Source organism: Fibrobacter sp. UWB15 (assembly GCF_900177705.1).
Classification (GTDB): Bacteria; Fibrobacterota; Fibrobacteria; order Fibrobacterales; family Fibrobacteraceae; genus Fibrobacter.
The window spans coordinates 1,041,057-1,056,775 of record NZ_FXBA01000001.1 but is presented as its reverse complement, the minus strand read 5'-3'; the positions used below and the strand labels follow the sequence as shown (position 1 = coordinate 1,056,775).

General features: G+C 49.7%; 17 protein-coding genes. 9 read left to right on the top strand and 8 right to left on the bottom strand.

Features of this window, described 5'->3' with window-relative positions; all coding sequences use genetic code 11:
• Nucleotides 1-38 precede the first annotated feature (38 nt).
• A complete protein-coding gene (gene yfcE, locus B9Y58_RS04395; RefSeq protein WP_073054545.1) occupies nt 39-617 on the bottom strand; it encodes a phosphodiesterase in 579 nt (192 codons plus the stop codon).
• Nucleotides 618-714: 97 nt separating this feature from the next.
• On the opposite strand from yfcE, the gene B9Y58_RS04390 reads away from it, so the two are divergent.
• From B9Y58_RS04390 to B9Y58_RS04385, 3 genes are all read left to right on the top strand, one after another.
• A complete protein-coding gene (locus tag B9Y58_RS04390; RefSeq protein WP_073054543.1) occupies nt 715-1,608 on the top strand; it encodes a hypothetical protein in 894 nt (297 codons plus the stop codon).
• Nucleotides 1,609-1,688: 80 nt separating this feature from the next.
• The gene (locus B9Y58_RS14725; protein WP_173357848.1) at nt 1,689-1,862 is read left to right on the top strand and encodes a hypothetical protein; all 174 of its coding nucleotides are present in this window, start codon (nt 1,689-1,691) and stop codon (nt 1,860-1,862) included.
• Between the two features lie 10 nt (nt 1,863-1,872).
• Nucleotides 1,873-2,472: a zeta toxin family protein gene (locus B9Y58_RS04385; protein ID WP_073054541.1), complete on the top strand. Its 600-nt coding sequence runs from the start codon at nt 1,873-1,875 to the stop codon at nt 2,470-2,472.
• A 59-nt stretch (nt 2,473-2,531) separates the two neighbouring features.
• Here the strand turns inward: B9Y58_RS04385 and B9Y58_RS15025 are convergent, their stop codons facing one another.
• Nucleotides 2,532-2,666 (bottom strand): hypothetical protein, encoded by a 135-nt coding sequence (locus B9Y58_RS15025; RefSeq protein WP_255370605.1) that lies wholly within the window; start codon nt 2,664-2,666, stop codon nt 2,532-2,534.
• Nucleotides 2,663-3,040 carry a hypothetical protein gene (locus tag B9Y58_RS14560; RefSeq protein WP_158278318.1) on the bottom strand — a complete coding sequence of 126 codons (378 nt, stop codon included), beginning with the start codon at nt 3,038-3,040 and terminating at the stop codon, nt 2,663-2,665. Before B9Y58_RS14560 ends, B9Y58_RS15025 begins: the two co-directional genes overlap by 4 nt.
• Here B9Y58_RS14560 and B9Y58_RS14555 point away from each other — a divergent pair.
• From B9Y58_RS14555 to B9Y58_RS04370, 3 genes are all read left to right on the top strand, one after another.
• A complete protein-coding gene (locus B9Y58_RS14555; protein WP_158278317.1) occupies nt 3,033-3,626 on the top strand; it encodes an FISUMP domain-containing protein in 594 nt (197 codons plus the stop codon). The genes B9Y58_RS14560 and B9Y58_RS14555 overlap by 8 nt on opposite strands.
• Before the next feature lie 750 nt (nt 3,627-4,376).
• A complete protein-coding gene (mdh, locus tag B9Y58_RS04375; RefSeq protein ID WP_073054537.1) occupies nt 4,377-5,318 on the top strand; it encodes a malate dehydrogenase in 942 nt (313 codons plus the stop codon).
• Between the two features lie 237 nt (nt 5,319-5,555).
• Nucleotides 5,556-7,568: a family 43 glycosylhydrolase gene (locus tag B9Y58_RS04370; protein ID WP_083532204.1), complete on the top strand. Its 2,013-nt coding sequence runs from the start codon at nt 5,556-5,558 to the stop codon at nt 7,566-7,568.
• Nucleotides 7,569-7,739: 171 nt separating this feature from the next.
• Here the strand turns inward: B9Y58_RS04370 and B9Y58_RS04365 are convergent, their stop codons facing one another.
• The 4 genes from B9Y58_RS04365 to B9Y58_RS04355 all read right to left on the bottom strand — a co-directional run bounded on the left by B9Y58_RS04365 (nt 7,740) and on the right by B9Y58_RS04355 (nt 11,742).
• Nucleotides 7,740-8,453, bottom strand: a complete 714-nt coding sequence (locus B9Y58_RS04365; protein WP_073054535.1) for a hypothetical protein — start codon at nt 8,451-8,453, stop codon at nt 7,740-7,742.
• A gap of 164 nt (nt 8,454-8,617) precedes the next feature.
• Nucleotides 8,618-9,847, bottom strand: coding sequence for a type II toxin-antitoxin system HipA family toxin (locus B9Y58_RS04360; RefSeq protein ID WP_073054533.1), 1,230 nt, complete (start codon nt 9,845-9,847; stop codon nt 8,618-8,620).
• The gene (locus tag B9Y58_RS14720) at nt 9,844-10,104 is read right to left on the bottom strand and encodes a helix-turn-helix domain-containing protein (RefSeq protein ID WP_290918602.1); all 261 of its coding nucleotides are present in this window, start codon (nt 10,102-10,104) and stop codon (nt 9,844-9,846) included. The genes B9Y58_RS04360 and B9Y58_RS14720 overlap by 4 nt, the downstream gene beginning before the upstream one ends.
• Nucleotides 10,105-10,431: 327 nt before the next feature.
• Entirely contained in the window at nt 10,432-11,742 is a 1,311-nt protein-coding gene (locus tag B9Y58_RS04355; RefSeq protein WP_255370608.1) for an FISUMP domain-containing protein, read from the bottom strand.
• Nucleotides 11,743-11,782: 40 nt separating this feature from the next.
• Between B9Y58_RS04355 and B9Y58_RS14850 the strand changes: the two genes are divergently transcribed.
• The 3 genes from B9Y58_RS14850 to B9Y58_RS04345 all read left to right on the top strand — a co-directional run bounded on the left by B9Y58_RS14850 (nt 11,783) and on the right by B9Y58_RS04345 (nt 14,647).
• Nucleotides 11,783-12,058: a hypothetical protein gene (locus B9Y58_RS14850; protein ID WP_233247836.1), complete on the top strand. Its 276-nt coding sequence runs from the start codon at nt 11,783-11,785 to the stop codon at nt 12,056-12,058.
• A gap of 180 nt (nt 12,059-12,238) precedes the next feature.
• Nucleotides 12,239-12,520, top strand: coding sequence for a hypothetical protein (locus B9Y58_RS04350; protein WP_073054528.1), 282 nt, complete (start codon nt 12,239-12,241; stop codon nt 12,518-12,520).
• Between the two features lie 225 nt (nt 12,521-12,745).
• Nucleotides 12,746-14,647: a family 43 glycosylhydrolase gene (locus tag B9Y58_RS04345; protein WP_233247835.1), complete on the top strand. Its 1,902-nt coding sequence runs from the start codon at nt 12,746-12,748 to the stop codon at nt 14,645-14,647.
• Between the two features lie 2 nt (nt 14,648-14,649).
• Here the strand turns inward: B9Y58_RS04345 and B9Y58_RS04340 are convergent, their stop codons facing one another.
• Complete coding sequence (locus B9Y58_RS04340) at nt 14,650-15,615, bottom strand: phospholipase C/P1 nuclease family protein (protein WP_073054526.1); 966 nt, start codon at nt 15,613-15,615, stop codon at nt 14,650-14,652.
• Nucleotides 15,616-15,719 lie beyond the last annotated feature (104 nt).

Sequence of the window (15,719 nt, the reverse complement as noted above, 5' to 3'; positions counted from 1 at the left end):
GTGCGCATGGCCACCAAGGTGGGGATCTCCATTTCTACTTATTTAACAACAATTTCCACGCTCGCCAGTTCCTTGCCGGTTTCTAGGTGGTGTACACTGAATCGCGGGGGAGTGGAGGAGCCTTCGCCGAAGGTCTCGTAAATTCCGAAGGTCGGCGGGTTTCCGCCCTTGGGTAGGCTCGTGGAGCCCGGGTTCAGGCAGTAGACGCCGTCAGCGTTTTTTTCGGCAGTAAAGATGTGCGTGTGCCCCGAAAAGTAGATGTCGGCCTTGTAGTGGCTGAACAGGTACGGGTCGTACAGATGACCGTGGCTCAAAAACAGGCGCAGTCCGTTTTCCTCGAATTCGGCATAGTCGGCAAGGCAGGGGAATCCCAGCACCATCTGATCCACTTCGGCGTCGCAGTTACCGCGCACCGCGGTAATTTTCTCCTTGAGCGGGCTCAGGAGTTCGACAACTCCTTGCGGGTCGTGTCCGCCCGGCAGCGGGTTCCGCGGCCCGTGATAAAGAAGGTCGCCCAATAAGAAAATGCGGTCGCATTTGAGCTTGTCGAGGTAAGAAAGTGCCATCTTGCAGGCGAACGCAGAACCGTGAATATCAGAAAGAACTAAAGTGCGCATAGGATAATTCAGAATTCGAATTTCGGAGTTCGGAGATGATTGTAATATAGTTAAAATAGGGTAGGTGGGCGAAATAGAAATAGGTATATTTGACGCAATGAGCGTTTACTACCACCTTCCCGGACTGTTCGAATTTTATGACCTGTACAAGGCGTTTTTGCCTCTGTTCCGCGAGCATCGGGAATACTTTTACGAGTGGTGCGAAATCGGTTCTATTTACGGTGCGCCCAGCGATTGCCTGTGGGGTGGAGGCCGCGTCGGATTTGGCGATGCAGACCCCGAGTCCGTTGCTGCGCTCACCAAGGAATACGGCATCTCGGCGCGCCTGACCTTCAGCAATTCCTTGCTTTGCAAAGAACATCTTGCCGACAAAAAATGCAACGCCTTGTGCGCCCTGTTCGAGAAAAATGGGGCAGCCCCGAGCGGCGTCATCATTCATTCGGATTTGTTGCTCGATTACATCAAGGCGAAGTATCCGGGATTCTATTTCGTTTCTTCGACCACGAAGGTGCTGACAGATTTCGCCCAATTCGAGGGTGAACTGAACCGCGACGAATTTAGTTACGTGGTGCCGGATTTCAGGCTCAACAAGCAATTTGCCAAGCTGAACGCCCTGTCAGCTGCGCAAAAGCAAAAAGTCGAATTCCTGTGCAATGAATGCTGCTGGTTCGGCTGCCCCGACCGCAAAAAGTGCTACGAGAACGTGAGCCAGAAAAACCTCGGCGAAACTCATGAAGACCACGTTTGTGCCTCGCCGAACGCAGGGCGCGGCTACCGCTTCTCCGACGCCATGAAAAATCCCGGCTTTATCGGAATCAATGACATTCAAAACATGTACGCCCCGCAAGGATTCCGCCACTTTAAAATCGAAGGCCGCAGCCTTGGCAGCGCCGTCATCCTGGAATTCTTGCTCTACTACATGACCAAACTCGAATACCAGCTCCAAGTCCGCGAAGAAATCTACCTCGACAGCTCGCTGGACTTGTTTTGAGTTTTTTAGTGTGCCGATTCTATTGCTCTTATGTGAGGAATAATGTATATTATGTATGATACGGCATCAAGGAGCTCTTTATGACAACGACAAAAAGCATTGATTCTTACAGATTGACGGACTTGGAAGAACCGACCGATGAAATGCTTGCACAAATCATGAGGGAAGCTGCCGAAGATGCTCGCAAAGCAAACGCCGATGCCACCAAACGTTTTTTCGATGAAATCGAAAAGGCTGCCGCAACCATCCGTTAACAGGCGTGTCATGACAGAAGAACATCGCCCAGTACTTATTGTTGTTGCCGGCCCTAATGGTTCGGGAAAAACGACCATTACATCAAAGATTCTTAGACATGAATGGTTGGAAAACGCTGTCTATATCAACCCAGACAATATCGCCCAGGAACGTTTTGGGGACTGGAATTCCCCTGAAGCGGTTCTTGATGCTGCCCGCTATTGCAAGTCCTGGCGCGAAGAATCTTTGAAGAACCGACAAAGCCTTATTTTTGAGTCCGTTTTTTCTTCGGACGAAAAAGTCGACTTTGTTTGCCGTGCGAAACAGCAAGGTTATTTCATTCGTTTGTTTTTTGTCGCGACCTCACACCCATCTATCAATGCCGCTAGAATTGCAAAGCGAGTGATACAGGGCGGTCATGATGTCCCGATTTCTAAGATTATTTCTAGATACCAGAAATCAATTTTCAACTGCAAGAAGATAATCCCATCGGTGGATCGTCTTTATGTTTATGACAATTCGGTTGAAGACCAGGACGCTTCGCTTTTGTTCAGAATGTCTGATGGGAAACTGGTAAAAAAATATACCGACGATATTCCTCAGTGGGCTAAGACAATTATGCATATTTGATGCAAAGAGAGAAGCTTATGAGATTTATTGCCCCCCCCCGTGTAGCCTTTAGGCGTTTTCTAGTCGCGAGCCTTGCCGTGTGCGGCATGGCACTGGTCGTTTCTTGTGGCGACGATTCGAGCGACAAGTCGCCAGTGCAGGCTGTCGAAGAATCCTCGTCGAGCGAATTCGAAAGGTCCAGCAGTTCTATTCAAAATGTCACCCCCGTCTCGAGCGAAGCAATCCGCTCTTCATCGAGCATTTGCGAAGATTGCGACGAGTCTTCGTCCAGCGTTACACCGCAGTCGAGCAGTAGCGAGACAAGTGTATCCAGCAGCAGTGCGAAGTCAAGTAGCAGTTCGGCGAAGGTTGAAGATTCTTCAAGTTCTGCCAAGGTGGATGAATCATCGAGTTCGATGAAAGCTGCAGAATCCTCCAGTTCCGTAAAGGTCGAGGAATCTTCAAGTTCCGAAAAGAACGAAGTATCCTCCAGTTCCGAGAAACCTGTAGAATCCAGCAGCAGCGAAAAAGTAGAGGAAAGTTCGTCGAGTGAAAAGCCTGTTGAATCGTCTTCGTCGGCAATGAGCATTTATGACGCAGAAAACAATACCTTGACGGATTTGCGTGACAACCAAATATATAAAACAGTAACCATTGGTGAACAGATTTGGATGGCCGAAAACTTAAATTATATGCCAGAAGATACTGTAGGAACAATTTATAGTGGAGGAACAGTTTGTGGTGGTGGAGCGCAAAATTCAAAAGAGGATAGCGAAAAATGTGACATTTTTGGAAGGCTATATCTTAGAAAAGTAGCTCTAAACAAAACCACTGCGTCTAATCGTCAAGGGATATGTCCTGATGGATGGAGTATTCCTAAAAAAGAAGATTGGGAAAAATTAATATCCCATTTGGGTGAAAATGTTGTTTTAAAAATAAAAGGAGATTCTTGGGAATCAACCCCTGGTACAAATGAAAGTGGCTTTTCTGCGATTCCCGCAGGAAATTATAACAATAGTGTAATTGGATATGATAATTTGTCAAGGGCTTATTTTTTCTATTGGAATAGCAAATCAGATCCATATTTTTTGAGAATACGTGATGAAGAAAATGATTTGTATTACTCTTATGGAGCGACTTACATGATGTATTCTGTTCGTTGTATAAAGGAATAAAAAGGAGTTTTTAACTATGTCTAAATCTATCCTCTTTTGGCCTGATGTTTATAAAGAACAGGGCCTCTAGTTGCTTGTAACATAAAAGACAACTAAACCCACTAGGAGTGAATTTCGATAAATCGCTCCTTTTTTATGTCTAGACAGTGACGAAAGCGGAGGCGAGAGCCTGACCGCAAAGCGAACATTCGTCGGCCAAAGGCCGAGGCCATGTGAGCGTGCGGTGCAGGCGGAGCCAGAGCGCTCTCTATTAGGGTGGATTGCTTCCCCCACAGGGGCCAGCGCGTTAAATGGTTATAGTTAGGCGCTAGTGCTATGCTGGCAATGACGTTTTTGTTTCTCGGATTAAAAGGGAGATCCCGGCTCGGGGGCCGGGAAGACAATTCAGCGGCGAGAATGCAGCCCTAAGGCGGAAGAAGATAAGTCGTCGAGCGAACATTCCGGAACGGCCTTGTGAGCGAGGAGAGCTTACACTCTGGAGCCGTGGGCTGTTTGAAGACGGGTTTTTAAGGGCAGGGCCCTTAGGCGAGGGGGGAGCGGAAGACCCGGCGTGGATTGCTTCGTCCCTATTCGGGGTTCGCAATGACGTGTCGTATGCCGGGGCTGAAGCGAGGGGGAGGCTTCCCCCCGTGGACTTAGCTTATTTTTTGCGTTTTTCGGCTTTATGGCGTGTTTTTCATTGTCTGAAACACGAAAAAGTGCTATATTTGATGCGTAAAAATCTAATTACCTTAAAAGGAAGGTTAAATCATGGCTAGAAAGAAGATTGCACTCGTTGGTGCTGGTCAAATCGGTGGTACAATGGCTCTCGTGCTCGCCCAGAAGAATCTTGGCGACGTGGTCCTTATCGATATTCCGCAGACTCAGGGCATGCCGAAGGGCAAGGCTCTTGACATTATGGAAGGCCGCTCTGTCATCAACTCTTCTGTGGATCTTCAGGGTTCTACCGACTACTCCGCCATCAAGGGCGCAGACGTTGTGATCGTGACCGCCGGTTTCCCGCGTATGCCGGGCATGAGCCGTGACGACCTCCTGGACAAGAACTGCGGCGTCATCAAGACGGTTGCCGAAGCCATCAAGGAAAACGCTCCGGATGCATTCGTCATCGTGATTACCAACCCGCTTGACGCTATGGTTTACAACATGCAGAAGCAGTCCGGTCTCCCGGCCAACAAGGTCATCGGTATGGCTGGTGTGCTTGATTCTGCCCGTCTCGCTTGCTTCGTTGCCGACGAACTGGGCGTGTCTGTCGAAGACGTGAAGGCCCTCGTGATGGGCGGCCATGGCGACACCATGGTTTCCATCATGGAATGCGTGTCCGTGGGCGGTATCCCGGTTTCTCAGCTCATGAGCAAGGAAAAGTTCGCCGAACTCGCCAAGCGCACCGCCGGTGCCGGTGGCGAAATCGTGAACCTCCTCGGCCGCGGCTCTGCATTCTACAGCCCGGCAACTTCTGCCATCCACATGGCCGAAGCCTACCTCCTCGACAAGAAGAGCGTGTTCTCTTGCGCTGCCAAGCTGAACGGCGAATACGGCGTGAAGGGCCTCTACTGCGGCGTGCCGGTCGTGGTCGGTGCAAACGGTGTCGAGAAGATTCTCGAAGTCAAGATGAGCGACGAAGAAAAGGCCGCCTTCGCGAAGTCTGTTGAGGCTTGCAAGAAGAACGCCGAATGGGTCGACGCTCACACGTAATCTTCAGTAGCGCTCGCGCCCAATTGTATTGGACTTGAAGAGCCTGCCCTGAACTTGTTTCAGGGTGGGCTTTTTTGTAGTCGCGCAAAGTGTGGACTTTTTATTTTGAAATTTTGATAAAACCTACATAATTCTGTTTTAACTTGCTAAAAGTGTGGACTTTTTAATATAAAATCTATTGACTTTTGAAGGATTTAAAGATATATTTAGATTAGACGTGTCGTCAGGGAGTTTATAATGGTTATGGGCCTGGGAAAATCTTTTGGTTTCGTGGCGCTATTGGGAGCGTCGCTTGGTGTTGCAACGTCCTCCGCTGCCGACTGGTATGCGAAGGATAATTTGCAACCCGGTCACGACCCGAGCATGGTACGGTTCGAGGACGGCTACGCCCTCATGAGCACCAACAACAATCTGCAGCTCTGGACATCCGAAGACGCATACACCTGGCGCGACCACAAGTCGACCGTGAGCGCCATTCCGCAGTGGGCCTACACCTATGCTCCGGGCACCGAGGGCATCTGGGCTCCCGACGTTTTCTACATGAACGGCGAGTACCGCGTTTACTACTGCGTGTCCGTCTTTGGCAAGCGTTCTTCGGCAATCGGCTACCAGTCCACAAAGTCCATTATGCCGGGCTCATCGGGCTACGGCTGGACCGACCACGGCCACGTTTTCCACACGACGACTAGCGACAAGTACAATGCCATCGACGCCGACGTTGTGCGTGACACCGAGGGCAATTACTGGATGGCTTTCGGTTCGTTCGGGTTGGGCATTCAGCTGATTAAGTTAGATGCAACGACAGGCTACCAGGCGAGCGACGACAAGACGGTCTACAACATTGCGCGCCGTACCAGCAGCGCGAGCGGCGGCGCCGAAGAAGGCCCGAGCCTGATTGAGCATGGCGGGCAGTATTTCCTGTTCACCGCATGGGACAAGTGCTGCCAGCAGGGCGCAAACATCGAGCAGACCACCTACAAGACGGCTTACGGTCGTGCAGATAAAGTAACCGGACCGTACAAGGACCGCGCGGGTTACAATATGGCGAACGGCGGCGGCACGATTCTGTTGGAACGCTACGGGCGCTACGTGGGCCCGGGCGGCGGCGAAGCCTTCCAGGACCTGAACCGCGTGCGATTTGTGCACCACTACTACGACTTGAACGGAGACAAGTACAATCACATTCATATACGTGATGTCGTCTTCACCGAGGATAACTGGGCTGAGATGGGACAGCCCTTCCTCGGGCGTTATTTGAGCGCCGAAGTCGAGCACGGCGCGCTGACCCGCGCTGTTTCGGGCGACCTCGCGATTACGCGGAGCAATACGGCCTCGAACGGGGAATACCTCGCGTACGTGAATACCGAGGGCTCCAAGATTCGCCTGCCGATGAACATCATGCAGGCGGGCGATTACCTGCTACGTTACCGCTACGCGAACGGTGGCGATGCGGCCGCGACGCACAAGGTGACAGTGAATGGCAAGTCGCAGACGGTGACGCTTCCGCCGACGGGTTCCTGGGGCACTTTCCCCGAAAATTCTGTGGTGATGGTGCCTGCGAAACTCAAGCGCGGTGGCAACTTCATCGAACTGGAACCTTCGCCGAACGGAAATTTTGCGGAACTCGACCGCATTGACTTCTTGCGCATTATCCGCGATACGATTCCCGCGAACGGCTTTGACAACGGCATCCGCGTGCGTCTCACGAAGGACGACGAGTTCGCCATCAAGGACGGCGGCTATGCGATTTTCGAGAACGTGGTGCTTGATTCGCTCAAGGATATCGGAGACGTTTTCCTTCAGGTGAAAAATGCTTCGTCGGGTAAGATCGTGATTCGCGACGGCAAGAAGGACGGGACTGCGGTCTTCACATGTGACCTGTCAAATAGATCTCTCATGGGTGGCGGCTGGTCTGCGGCGAAATGCTCGGGCGATATGGGCCTGCGCGGCATCAAGGACCTGTACCTGACGGCATCGGGAATTTCCGGCGAGGCGATTCTCGGGAATCTCATCTTTGAGCCGATGCAGGTTGTCTGTAACCAAGCACCGTGTGGCGACCCAGTTTCCAGCTCCAGCGACCCTTCGACCAGCTCAGGAACCGCTGAACCGCAGTCTAGTTCCAGCAGCGGAACGACCGCGATTGCCCCGCGTGCTGTCCGCCACGATTTGCAGGTGCCCGCCCGCAAGGCCTACCGCGACCTCAAGGGCCGTAGCTTTGAAAAGCAGATCCCGTACCGGGTGATGTTCTAAGGGGTGATTTTTGGCAACCGCAACTCCATGGAGATAGACTTCTTGCTTTCCAATGAGAGTAAGGTCAATTTCAAGAAGCGGGTGGGCGAGTCTTCGGAGGTTTAACCTTCGCTCATAAAGAGCCCCTATAAGATTTAAAACCTAATTTAGTTAGGTTTTGTATTTTTTTGCTTAAAAAAGAGGTAGTTCCACAGATACTTCTTTTTGAACGTTGTTGATACAGTAAGTGATTGTGATATGCACTGTTATCGAAATTTTAGCCTCTATATAAATCTCCTTTATTGTCATGTCGGCTTTATCTAAAGGAATTACGTAGTGTTCTTCCGGTGCGACAGAGATATTTTTTACCGAATCGATTATGTCGCACATTTTCTTGATTTTTTCAGACTCATTTTTGTTGTATGATTCAACATAATCTATTGACAATGATACGTTATCGAAAGAATAAAATTTGTTTTGATTCTCTATAACAAGATTTAGAATTTTCATGCCATCGGCTGTAAAATAAGCGCGCACCTGTTCTGGAGATATTTGCTCTTTTAAGTAGGAAACAATGTTTCTTTGCGCTTTAACCATTTCTTCTTGATATTTCTTCGTTTCTTCCTGGTTGGAGTCACATTCAATTTGGTCGATAAGTTCTTTCACTTCTTCAACATCTTCTCTGAGAGAACGAACGACTCCTATTAGAGAATTGAAACTTTCATTTTGACTATTTTTAATTTCTTCAAGTTTGTCTGCTTGCTCTCTATTGCTACGATATATCCAACTGATTTCAGTTACGCAAAGTGCAACAAAGGCGATTAATAGCGTTAGAAGTAATAGTAGCACAATTACTATTACAACTCCGTTAGCCGTTATAAAAGAGATTATGCCTGATTGTTCCATTTTTTACTCCTCGAATCCGCAGATTCCGAAATACTTGTCAAAGAAACTTTTTACGTTTTCCTCGGCTCATAAAGAGCCACTATAAGACTTGCTTTCTGAATATACCTTATTTTATGCGGGTTCGCAAACGGTTTGACGCTGAAAAAATCAGAAAAATTGGATGATTACCTAGATGCAAAGGCGCTTTCCATAAAGGATTGTTCGTTACGGGAAATCCCGTTCCTTGTTGCGGTTTTACGCCAATTTGCTTTGACGATTTTTTGCATTTCGGTAATGGTCGCCTTTGCTTTTGCCGCAGGTATTCCGTAAAGTTCGCAAACATCCTGGGCGAGTTCCAATGATAGTGTGGAATCGTTGTCAGAAATATTCAGCGAGAGGAATTCCCCGTACGGATTCGGGTTTACATCGAACAGGGGCGAAAGCGTCCACCCTTTTTCGGACAAGAGAAAACCGTGGTTACGCAAGTGGTCGTCGGTGTTGGATACGAGAATGTTGAATACAATCCGTTTCCAGAGTTCAAGAAGGTCCTTTTTGGGCGCTGCTCCGGCAGACTTGATGAAGGAGGCGATTTCGGTGTATCCGCAGTCATCGTCCCCGTCAGTGTGGCCGAGCAGGGCCATAGCCGACGTGAAGTGGATTCTCCGACCGGACTCTCGGTCAAATCTTTTTACGAGAAAAGTGGAACCGTATCGCGAAAATTTTTCAAGGCGACTTTCCGAAACGTTCAATCCGCACATTTCCGCAAGTTCATAGACCGTTTTTTCCCAAGCGCCGCAGTTTATCTTGTCGTTCTTGGAAGGAAACTTTGCTATCCAAAGGCTGCCATCCGGTGCAATGACGTTTGCTTTAGGGCGTGCGCCCCCTAACGAGGAACCCGGCGCAATTAGCATCTGTAGCCATTTGTCCGAGTGCGTGGTGTCGCTTTCGAATGCGGCTACGGCGTCGTTTAGTTTGCGGAGGGCGACCCACGGAGGGGCTGCCATGTCGGAATCGTCCGAAAGGAAGGGGCCGTCCTCGTTCGCTTTGAACCGCAAAGCTCCCATGCGGGACATGTCGTGAACGCCGAGCAGGTAGTCGCTTTCCGTGAGTTTTCGGGGCTTTCTCGATTCGGACCGGGCGATTATGGATTCCCGCCGGTCCATGAGCGTGCGTCCCCACCGGTCGGGGCACGAATCTTCGAATATGCCGAAAAGTTCCTTGCCGACAGGAACGAACTGCCGACCCTTGAAAAGGGACAGGTCCGGGTCCAGCATAAAGCTACCGGAGTGCTTTAGCCATTCGTTGTCGTACTCGAATGAACAGACTTCTTTGCCTCTTGCACCTTCCACAAAGAGCGTGCCGATGCGCGTGGGGGCTGCGCGCAGCCAGTTCTCGTAAACCAAAATCTGCTTCACTTGCCCTCCGGGTGATATTTCTTCAGGAGTTCGATGTCGTGGAGTTTTTGTCCGAGTTCGTCGTCTGCGGCGACCTTGAGAAGGTCGGTGTCCATGCCGCTTATGGCGTGGAGTACTGCTGCGTAAATGCCGATGGCCACTGCCGCGGAACCTTTTTCCACCGCCCATACCGATGCTCGGCTGACGCCCGCCCTTTCGGCAGCAAGCGCGACAGAAATTTTACGACGCATGCGAGCCAGACGGATTTGCTCTCCCATCTGTTCAAGAATTTTACCTGTTTTCGGTAGTAGAGTTACGCTTTTCTTACCCATAATGTCAATAAATATATATTGTTTTGCTTGAATTGTCAATAAATATTGACGGATTGGCCGAATTTGCAGAATGGAAAGGCTGAAATTTGAGTTTTGAACGAGTTTCTACCTCGGCTCATAAAGAGCCCCTATAAGACGAAAAAAAGCATTTCCCGTTCATAGGATTAGAAAAAAGGATATTTTGGGGGTATAACAAATTAAAAGATTCCGTTTGGAGGCCCTATGAACATTCGCAAGCAAATCAACAATTGCCTGGACTAGAATTGAATTTTATCAATCTTTTATGCAGCGGACACTTCGCGGATAGCATCGTCCGTTGCCATTTGTCCACTTTGCAGAATAATCTTTAATATACAACGATCCGTCCACGGACCAAAAATCGGTTATCTCGTCAAGCGACGAGAAAGATTCATCCTCCCCACATATATAGGCATGACCGGTTGGCGCCGCCGAAAAACCATAATCATCCAATCCCAACATCCAGGCTTTGGAACGCAGGCCAACAGACCTCGTAGAATCATCAATACCGACCGTGGAAAGCAATGTGTCAAATTCCGTTCTCGTAGGTATGTGCCAGCCATCTGGGCAGATTCCACGATGAGGAATGTTTGGCGTACAATCAACACCGCGTCCGCAACCACCTTGATTCACGGAATCCATAGCCGCAGCAAAAGAATAAAGGCGACCATACACATCACAGTATCTAGCGGTATTATTATAACACGCGCTCCACCCGTCGCGTGGCTCATAATTCAAATTTTCCGCCATCCAAATTTGGGAACCGATGGATACAGTCGCATATACCTGACCATCTCGATTATCGGTCATACAACCGTAATCTATGTTCGGATTCAAATAAACCCAACTGTCTTTTTTTACACCGCAAAGGGACATACTTTCTGGCAGATTTACCTCATCCCTCATGCATCTAACGTAACGTCCATAGAACTTCAAAGAATTAGTCGCTTTCATAAGGTCATTACTCTTAGAAAGTTTCCATGAAATACCATAGACATAACCATTGGCATCAGACGACCAAAAGTATACATTTTGGCCCAAATCATGAAAGTAACCTGTTGTGGCAGAACCAGCGGGATTAGCGGAAAAACCAAAATCATCCGTCCCATTACCGTCCTCGTCCCATCCGCATGACGATTTTAATTTAGACCCGATATTGTACGCCATAGGAAGACCGCCAACAATCTTAGGCCTCGATCCTACAGCAACTAAAAGTCGGTTCCATTCCTCAGCAGAGGGTAAGTGCCAACCAGAGGGACATATTCCACGAACAAATCCACTTGTCGTGCACATGTTTCCACCGTCATAGCCGCAGCCCTTTCCTGTTGTAGAGTACCGCGCAGCACTATCCATTGCGACACCCCAAGTGAACAATCGACCATATTTTTCGCAATCTACCGGATCATTGTCATAGCACCAACTCGATGAATCAGACTTATAAGGTCCTTCATCATTCAAGGAAATAGGAACATCAACGTAAGCAGCATAATTCAAATTCTCGGCCATCCAGGTCTGAGTCCCAATGGTTACAGTTCTATAGACCTGCCCATCTCGGGAGTCAGTCACTTTCCCATAGCTAACACTCGTGTTCAAACAGGGGGAATAGGTGCCCTTTGAATTTGAACTGGAACTTTTGGCTGCGTTATTTGATTTCTCTGAAGAAGAGGAGGAACCTCCGGCCTTCGTGCTGCTCGAAGACTTTGTAGATTCGGAGCCTGTCTTTGCCTGGTCGACCTCCGTCGACAACTGTTCCGCCGGGCTAGAGGTAGAACCGTCGTCGTCACACGCATTCAGCGCTATAGTGAGTGGGAAGACGCATCCCAACGCAAAGGCTTTTAACAAACCATACTTCATAAAATTTCCCTCACTCTTCTACAGTTAAATAGTAGAAAAAAACATGAAAAGCCCTGTTTCTCCTAGCCCATTTTTGCCGGTTTTACCTCAGCTCATAAAGAGCCCCTATAAGACTGCATACACCAAAAGGTTACCGAAAAGTGTTGCACTTTCGGGAATTTTTGTGTATATTTATTGATGAAGGAATATTGGAGCGGAGGGTAAAATCATGACAGAATCATTGACTAATTTCTTTATGTCTGACGGATGGAGATTTGTTTCTCTTGCGGTATTTCTTATTGGTTTGCCTCTAATCCCTTTCTTGTATTATGATCTTGACGGCATAATGAGCAAGAGAACGTTCTTTAAATTGTGCCTTGTAGAAGCGGTAATTTGTTCAACAATGGGATTTGGTGATATTTTAAAGACTATTGGATATGGTTTATTTACGTTATGGGGTATTTTCCTATTTTCACTAATTATAGAAGATGTTGTAAAAAACTGGAAATAATGAAAGCCTCTTTCGAGGCTTTTGTTTTCCCTCGGCTCATAAAGAGCCCCTATAAAACCTGCTTTCTGAATATACCTTTATTTATGCGGGTTCGCAAGCGGTTTGACGCTGAAAAACGCTGTTTCTTGTTGTGAAAAAATCAATGGTATTGGACCGCTGGGTGGTTGACGAATGTCTTAGGGGAGTATAAATTTAGAGAGTGGTGTATGGGTAAAGCGAGGAAAAATGAAATTCGGGATTGGCAAGGCGTCTGTCGTAACGACTGCGGCGATACTTACTTTAGCTTGTTCGGCCTTTGCGGCCGATTGGTACGCGAAGGAGACGCGCTGGTCGGGGCATGACCCGGACATCATCCGTTACGAAGATGGCTATGCGCTTGCCACGACGGACAACCACATGCTCATGCAGTTTTCCGAGGATGCACTGAACTGGAAGAACGGCGAGCCCGCCATGCCGAAGTTCTCGCAATGGCTTTACAAGTACGCGCCGAACATGATTGACATTTGGGCGCCGGACATTCATTACATTGGCGGGGAATACCGCATGTACTATTGCGGTTCCGAGATGGGCATTCGCTCGTCGGGCATGGGCTTTATGGCGAGCAAGGAAATCGACCCGACAAAGCCCGGCTACGGCTGGACGGACCAGGGCGAGGTGATTCACACGGTCAAGAGCGACGCCTACAACGCGATTGACGCAGCTGTGCTGAAGGACCTGAATGGCAAGGTCTGGATGGCGTTCGGTTCGTGGGGCACGGGCATCCACATTCTGGAACTGAACGAAGAAACAGGCAAGGTGAAAGACGGTGCGAAGATGATCAACATCGCGAACCGCGGCGGTTCGGGCATCGAGGGCGCAAGCCTCATCGAGCACGACGGTTACTACTACCTGTTTACGGCGTGGGACAATTGCTGCAAGAAGGGCGCCGACCTCGAGAACAATTCCTACAAGACGACGGTCGGGCGCTCCAACCGCATCGACGGCGGGTACGTGGATCGCAGCGGCAAGGCGCTCTTGAATGGCGGCGGCACGATTCTGCTGAGCCGTTACGGGCGCTACTACGGGCCTGCGGGCGGCGAGGCGTTCCAAGACGTGAACCGCCAGCGTTTCGTGAACCATTACTACGACAAGAACGACGGCGGTAACTCTTACATACAAGTTCGCGATATCGTCTATACCGACGACGGTTGGCCGGAACTGGGGCAGCCGTTCCTCGGGCGTTACCTGAGTGCCGAGGCGGAACATGGCATCCTTACGCACGTGGATATCTCGAGCAGCTCCGATGCATCGAACGGCGAATTCTGCGCCTACATCAATTATGAAGACAGCAAGATTCGCCTGCCGATGATTATCCCGCAGGCAGGCGAGTACCTGATTCGCTACCGCTACGACAACAACTGGACCGAAGACGGCGCGAACGGAAGTTCGCACTTCGTGAGCATCAACGGCAAGAACCAGGAAGTGGCGCTGCCGCTGACGGGCGCGTGGAGCGCATTCCCCGAGAAGTCGGTGGTGTACATCCCCGCGAAACTCAAGCGCGGCTCGAACTTTATCGAGATTACGAAGGGCAAGCACTATGCGGAACTTGACCGCCTCGACTTCTTGCGCATTATCCGCGACACGATTCCGGCGAACGGCTTTGACAACGGCATCCGCGTGCGTTTGACGGATAAGGACGAATTTGCCATCAAGGACGGCGGCTACGCGATTTTCGAGAACGTGATTACGGATTCCATCGTGGGCCCGGGCGTGCTTGTGCAGGTGAAGAACGGCGCGGGCGGTACGCTGAACATCCGCAAGGATAGCAAGAAGGGCGACGTGATTTCGAAATGCGAATTGCCCTCGGCGGGTGACGCTAGCAAGTGGATTGACGTGCGGTGCAGCAACCTGCCGGAACTCAAGGGCGTGCAGGACTTCTACCTGACGGCGGAAGGCCTCGGCGGCGAAACGCTCCTCGGCAACATCAAGTTTGACGAAGGCGTGAAGGATTCGACGACTGCAATCCGTAAATTCGCGCGTCCGGCCGTATCCCGCGACGATATGCGGCTGCCTGCTCAAAACAAAAAATACCGCGACCTCAAGGGGCGGCGGTATGATAAGCAAATCCCGTACAGGGTGATGTTCTAGGGTTACTTCAGCCAGTCTTTGTACTTGATCCAGATGTGCAGCCAGATTCGGGCGACGGAATCAATGGCATCGTTAAAAATCATGGTGCTGTACATCTCGAAATATTTGCCCCATTCGGTTTCCGTTTCGAATTCCTTCATGGATTTCGTGTTTTCGAAATCTTCGGGAATCAAGAAATACGAGAACAGGTAGGAATACTGCGAAACGATGCTCATGTAGTCCCATACGTTATTGTTCTTGCCTCCCCAGCCGTGCATGTACTTGCGGGATGCAATGTCGTTTTCCACGTTCGTGGTAAACGAAGATGCTGTCAGCGGTAGCGGGTATCCGTCAGGGTCGTAGAAGAATCGGTTGTTGTCTTTGTCGATTTTGTATGCCTTGCTGATTGCGTCTTCCCATTTCTTTTCGATTCCGCCGTGAATGCCCTTGCCGTCGGAATAGGGGCGGCAGTCGCAGTGCAGGGGCATGTGGCAGTCGGCAATGTAATGGCTCAAGATAAAGAATCGCATGGCGATGTGGTTGCCGGAGGTGGCGATGGGGCAACCCTTTTCTTCGCGGTTGAGCATCTTGAAGTTGTCGATGATGCTGTGCGAAATAGCTTCGCAGCGGTCTGCGCAGTTGCCGCCTTCAATTGTGTAGGGTTTGCCCTTGAGCGGCGATTCCTTGGACATCTTGGTGTAAATGCTATGGGTCGAGGGCAAACTGCCGAAGGTGTTGTAGGTGCCGTCTTCGGCGGGGCGGTATTTGACGATGTGGCTCGTTGCCATGTCCTTGAAAACATCGTCGGGGTACCAGGCTCCCTTGATAACGAAGTCGCGGTAGTTCTTGAACCATTTGACCAGGGCTTTTGCCTCTGTACGTACTTTTTCGCTAACACCGCTAATGACTTTTTCGTCGGTTGTGGTGGCGATAACTTCCAAACGCTTAATCGCCATAAAGGCAATCCATGCATGGGAATATTTTTTCACGTTTGAGTCTCCTTGTTTGTCTGCAAATATAAGTTTTAATAGCAAAAGTATGACAGAATATGTTGTGTAAATTACAAAACAAATATATTGTCTACAAACGGGCG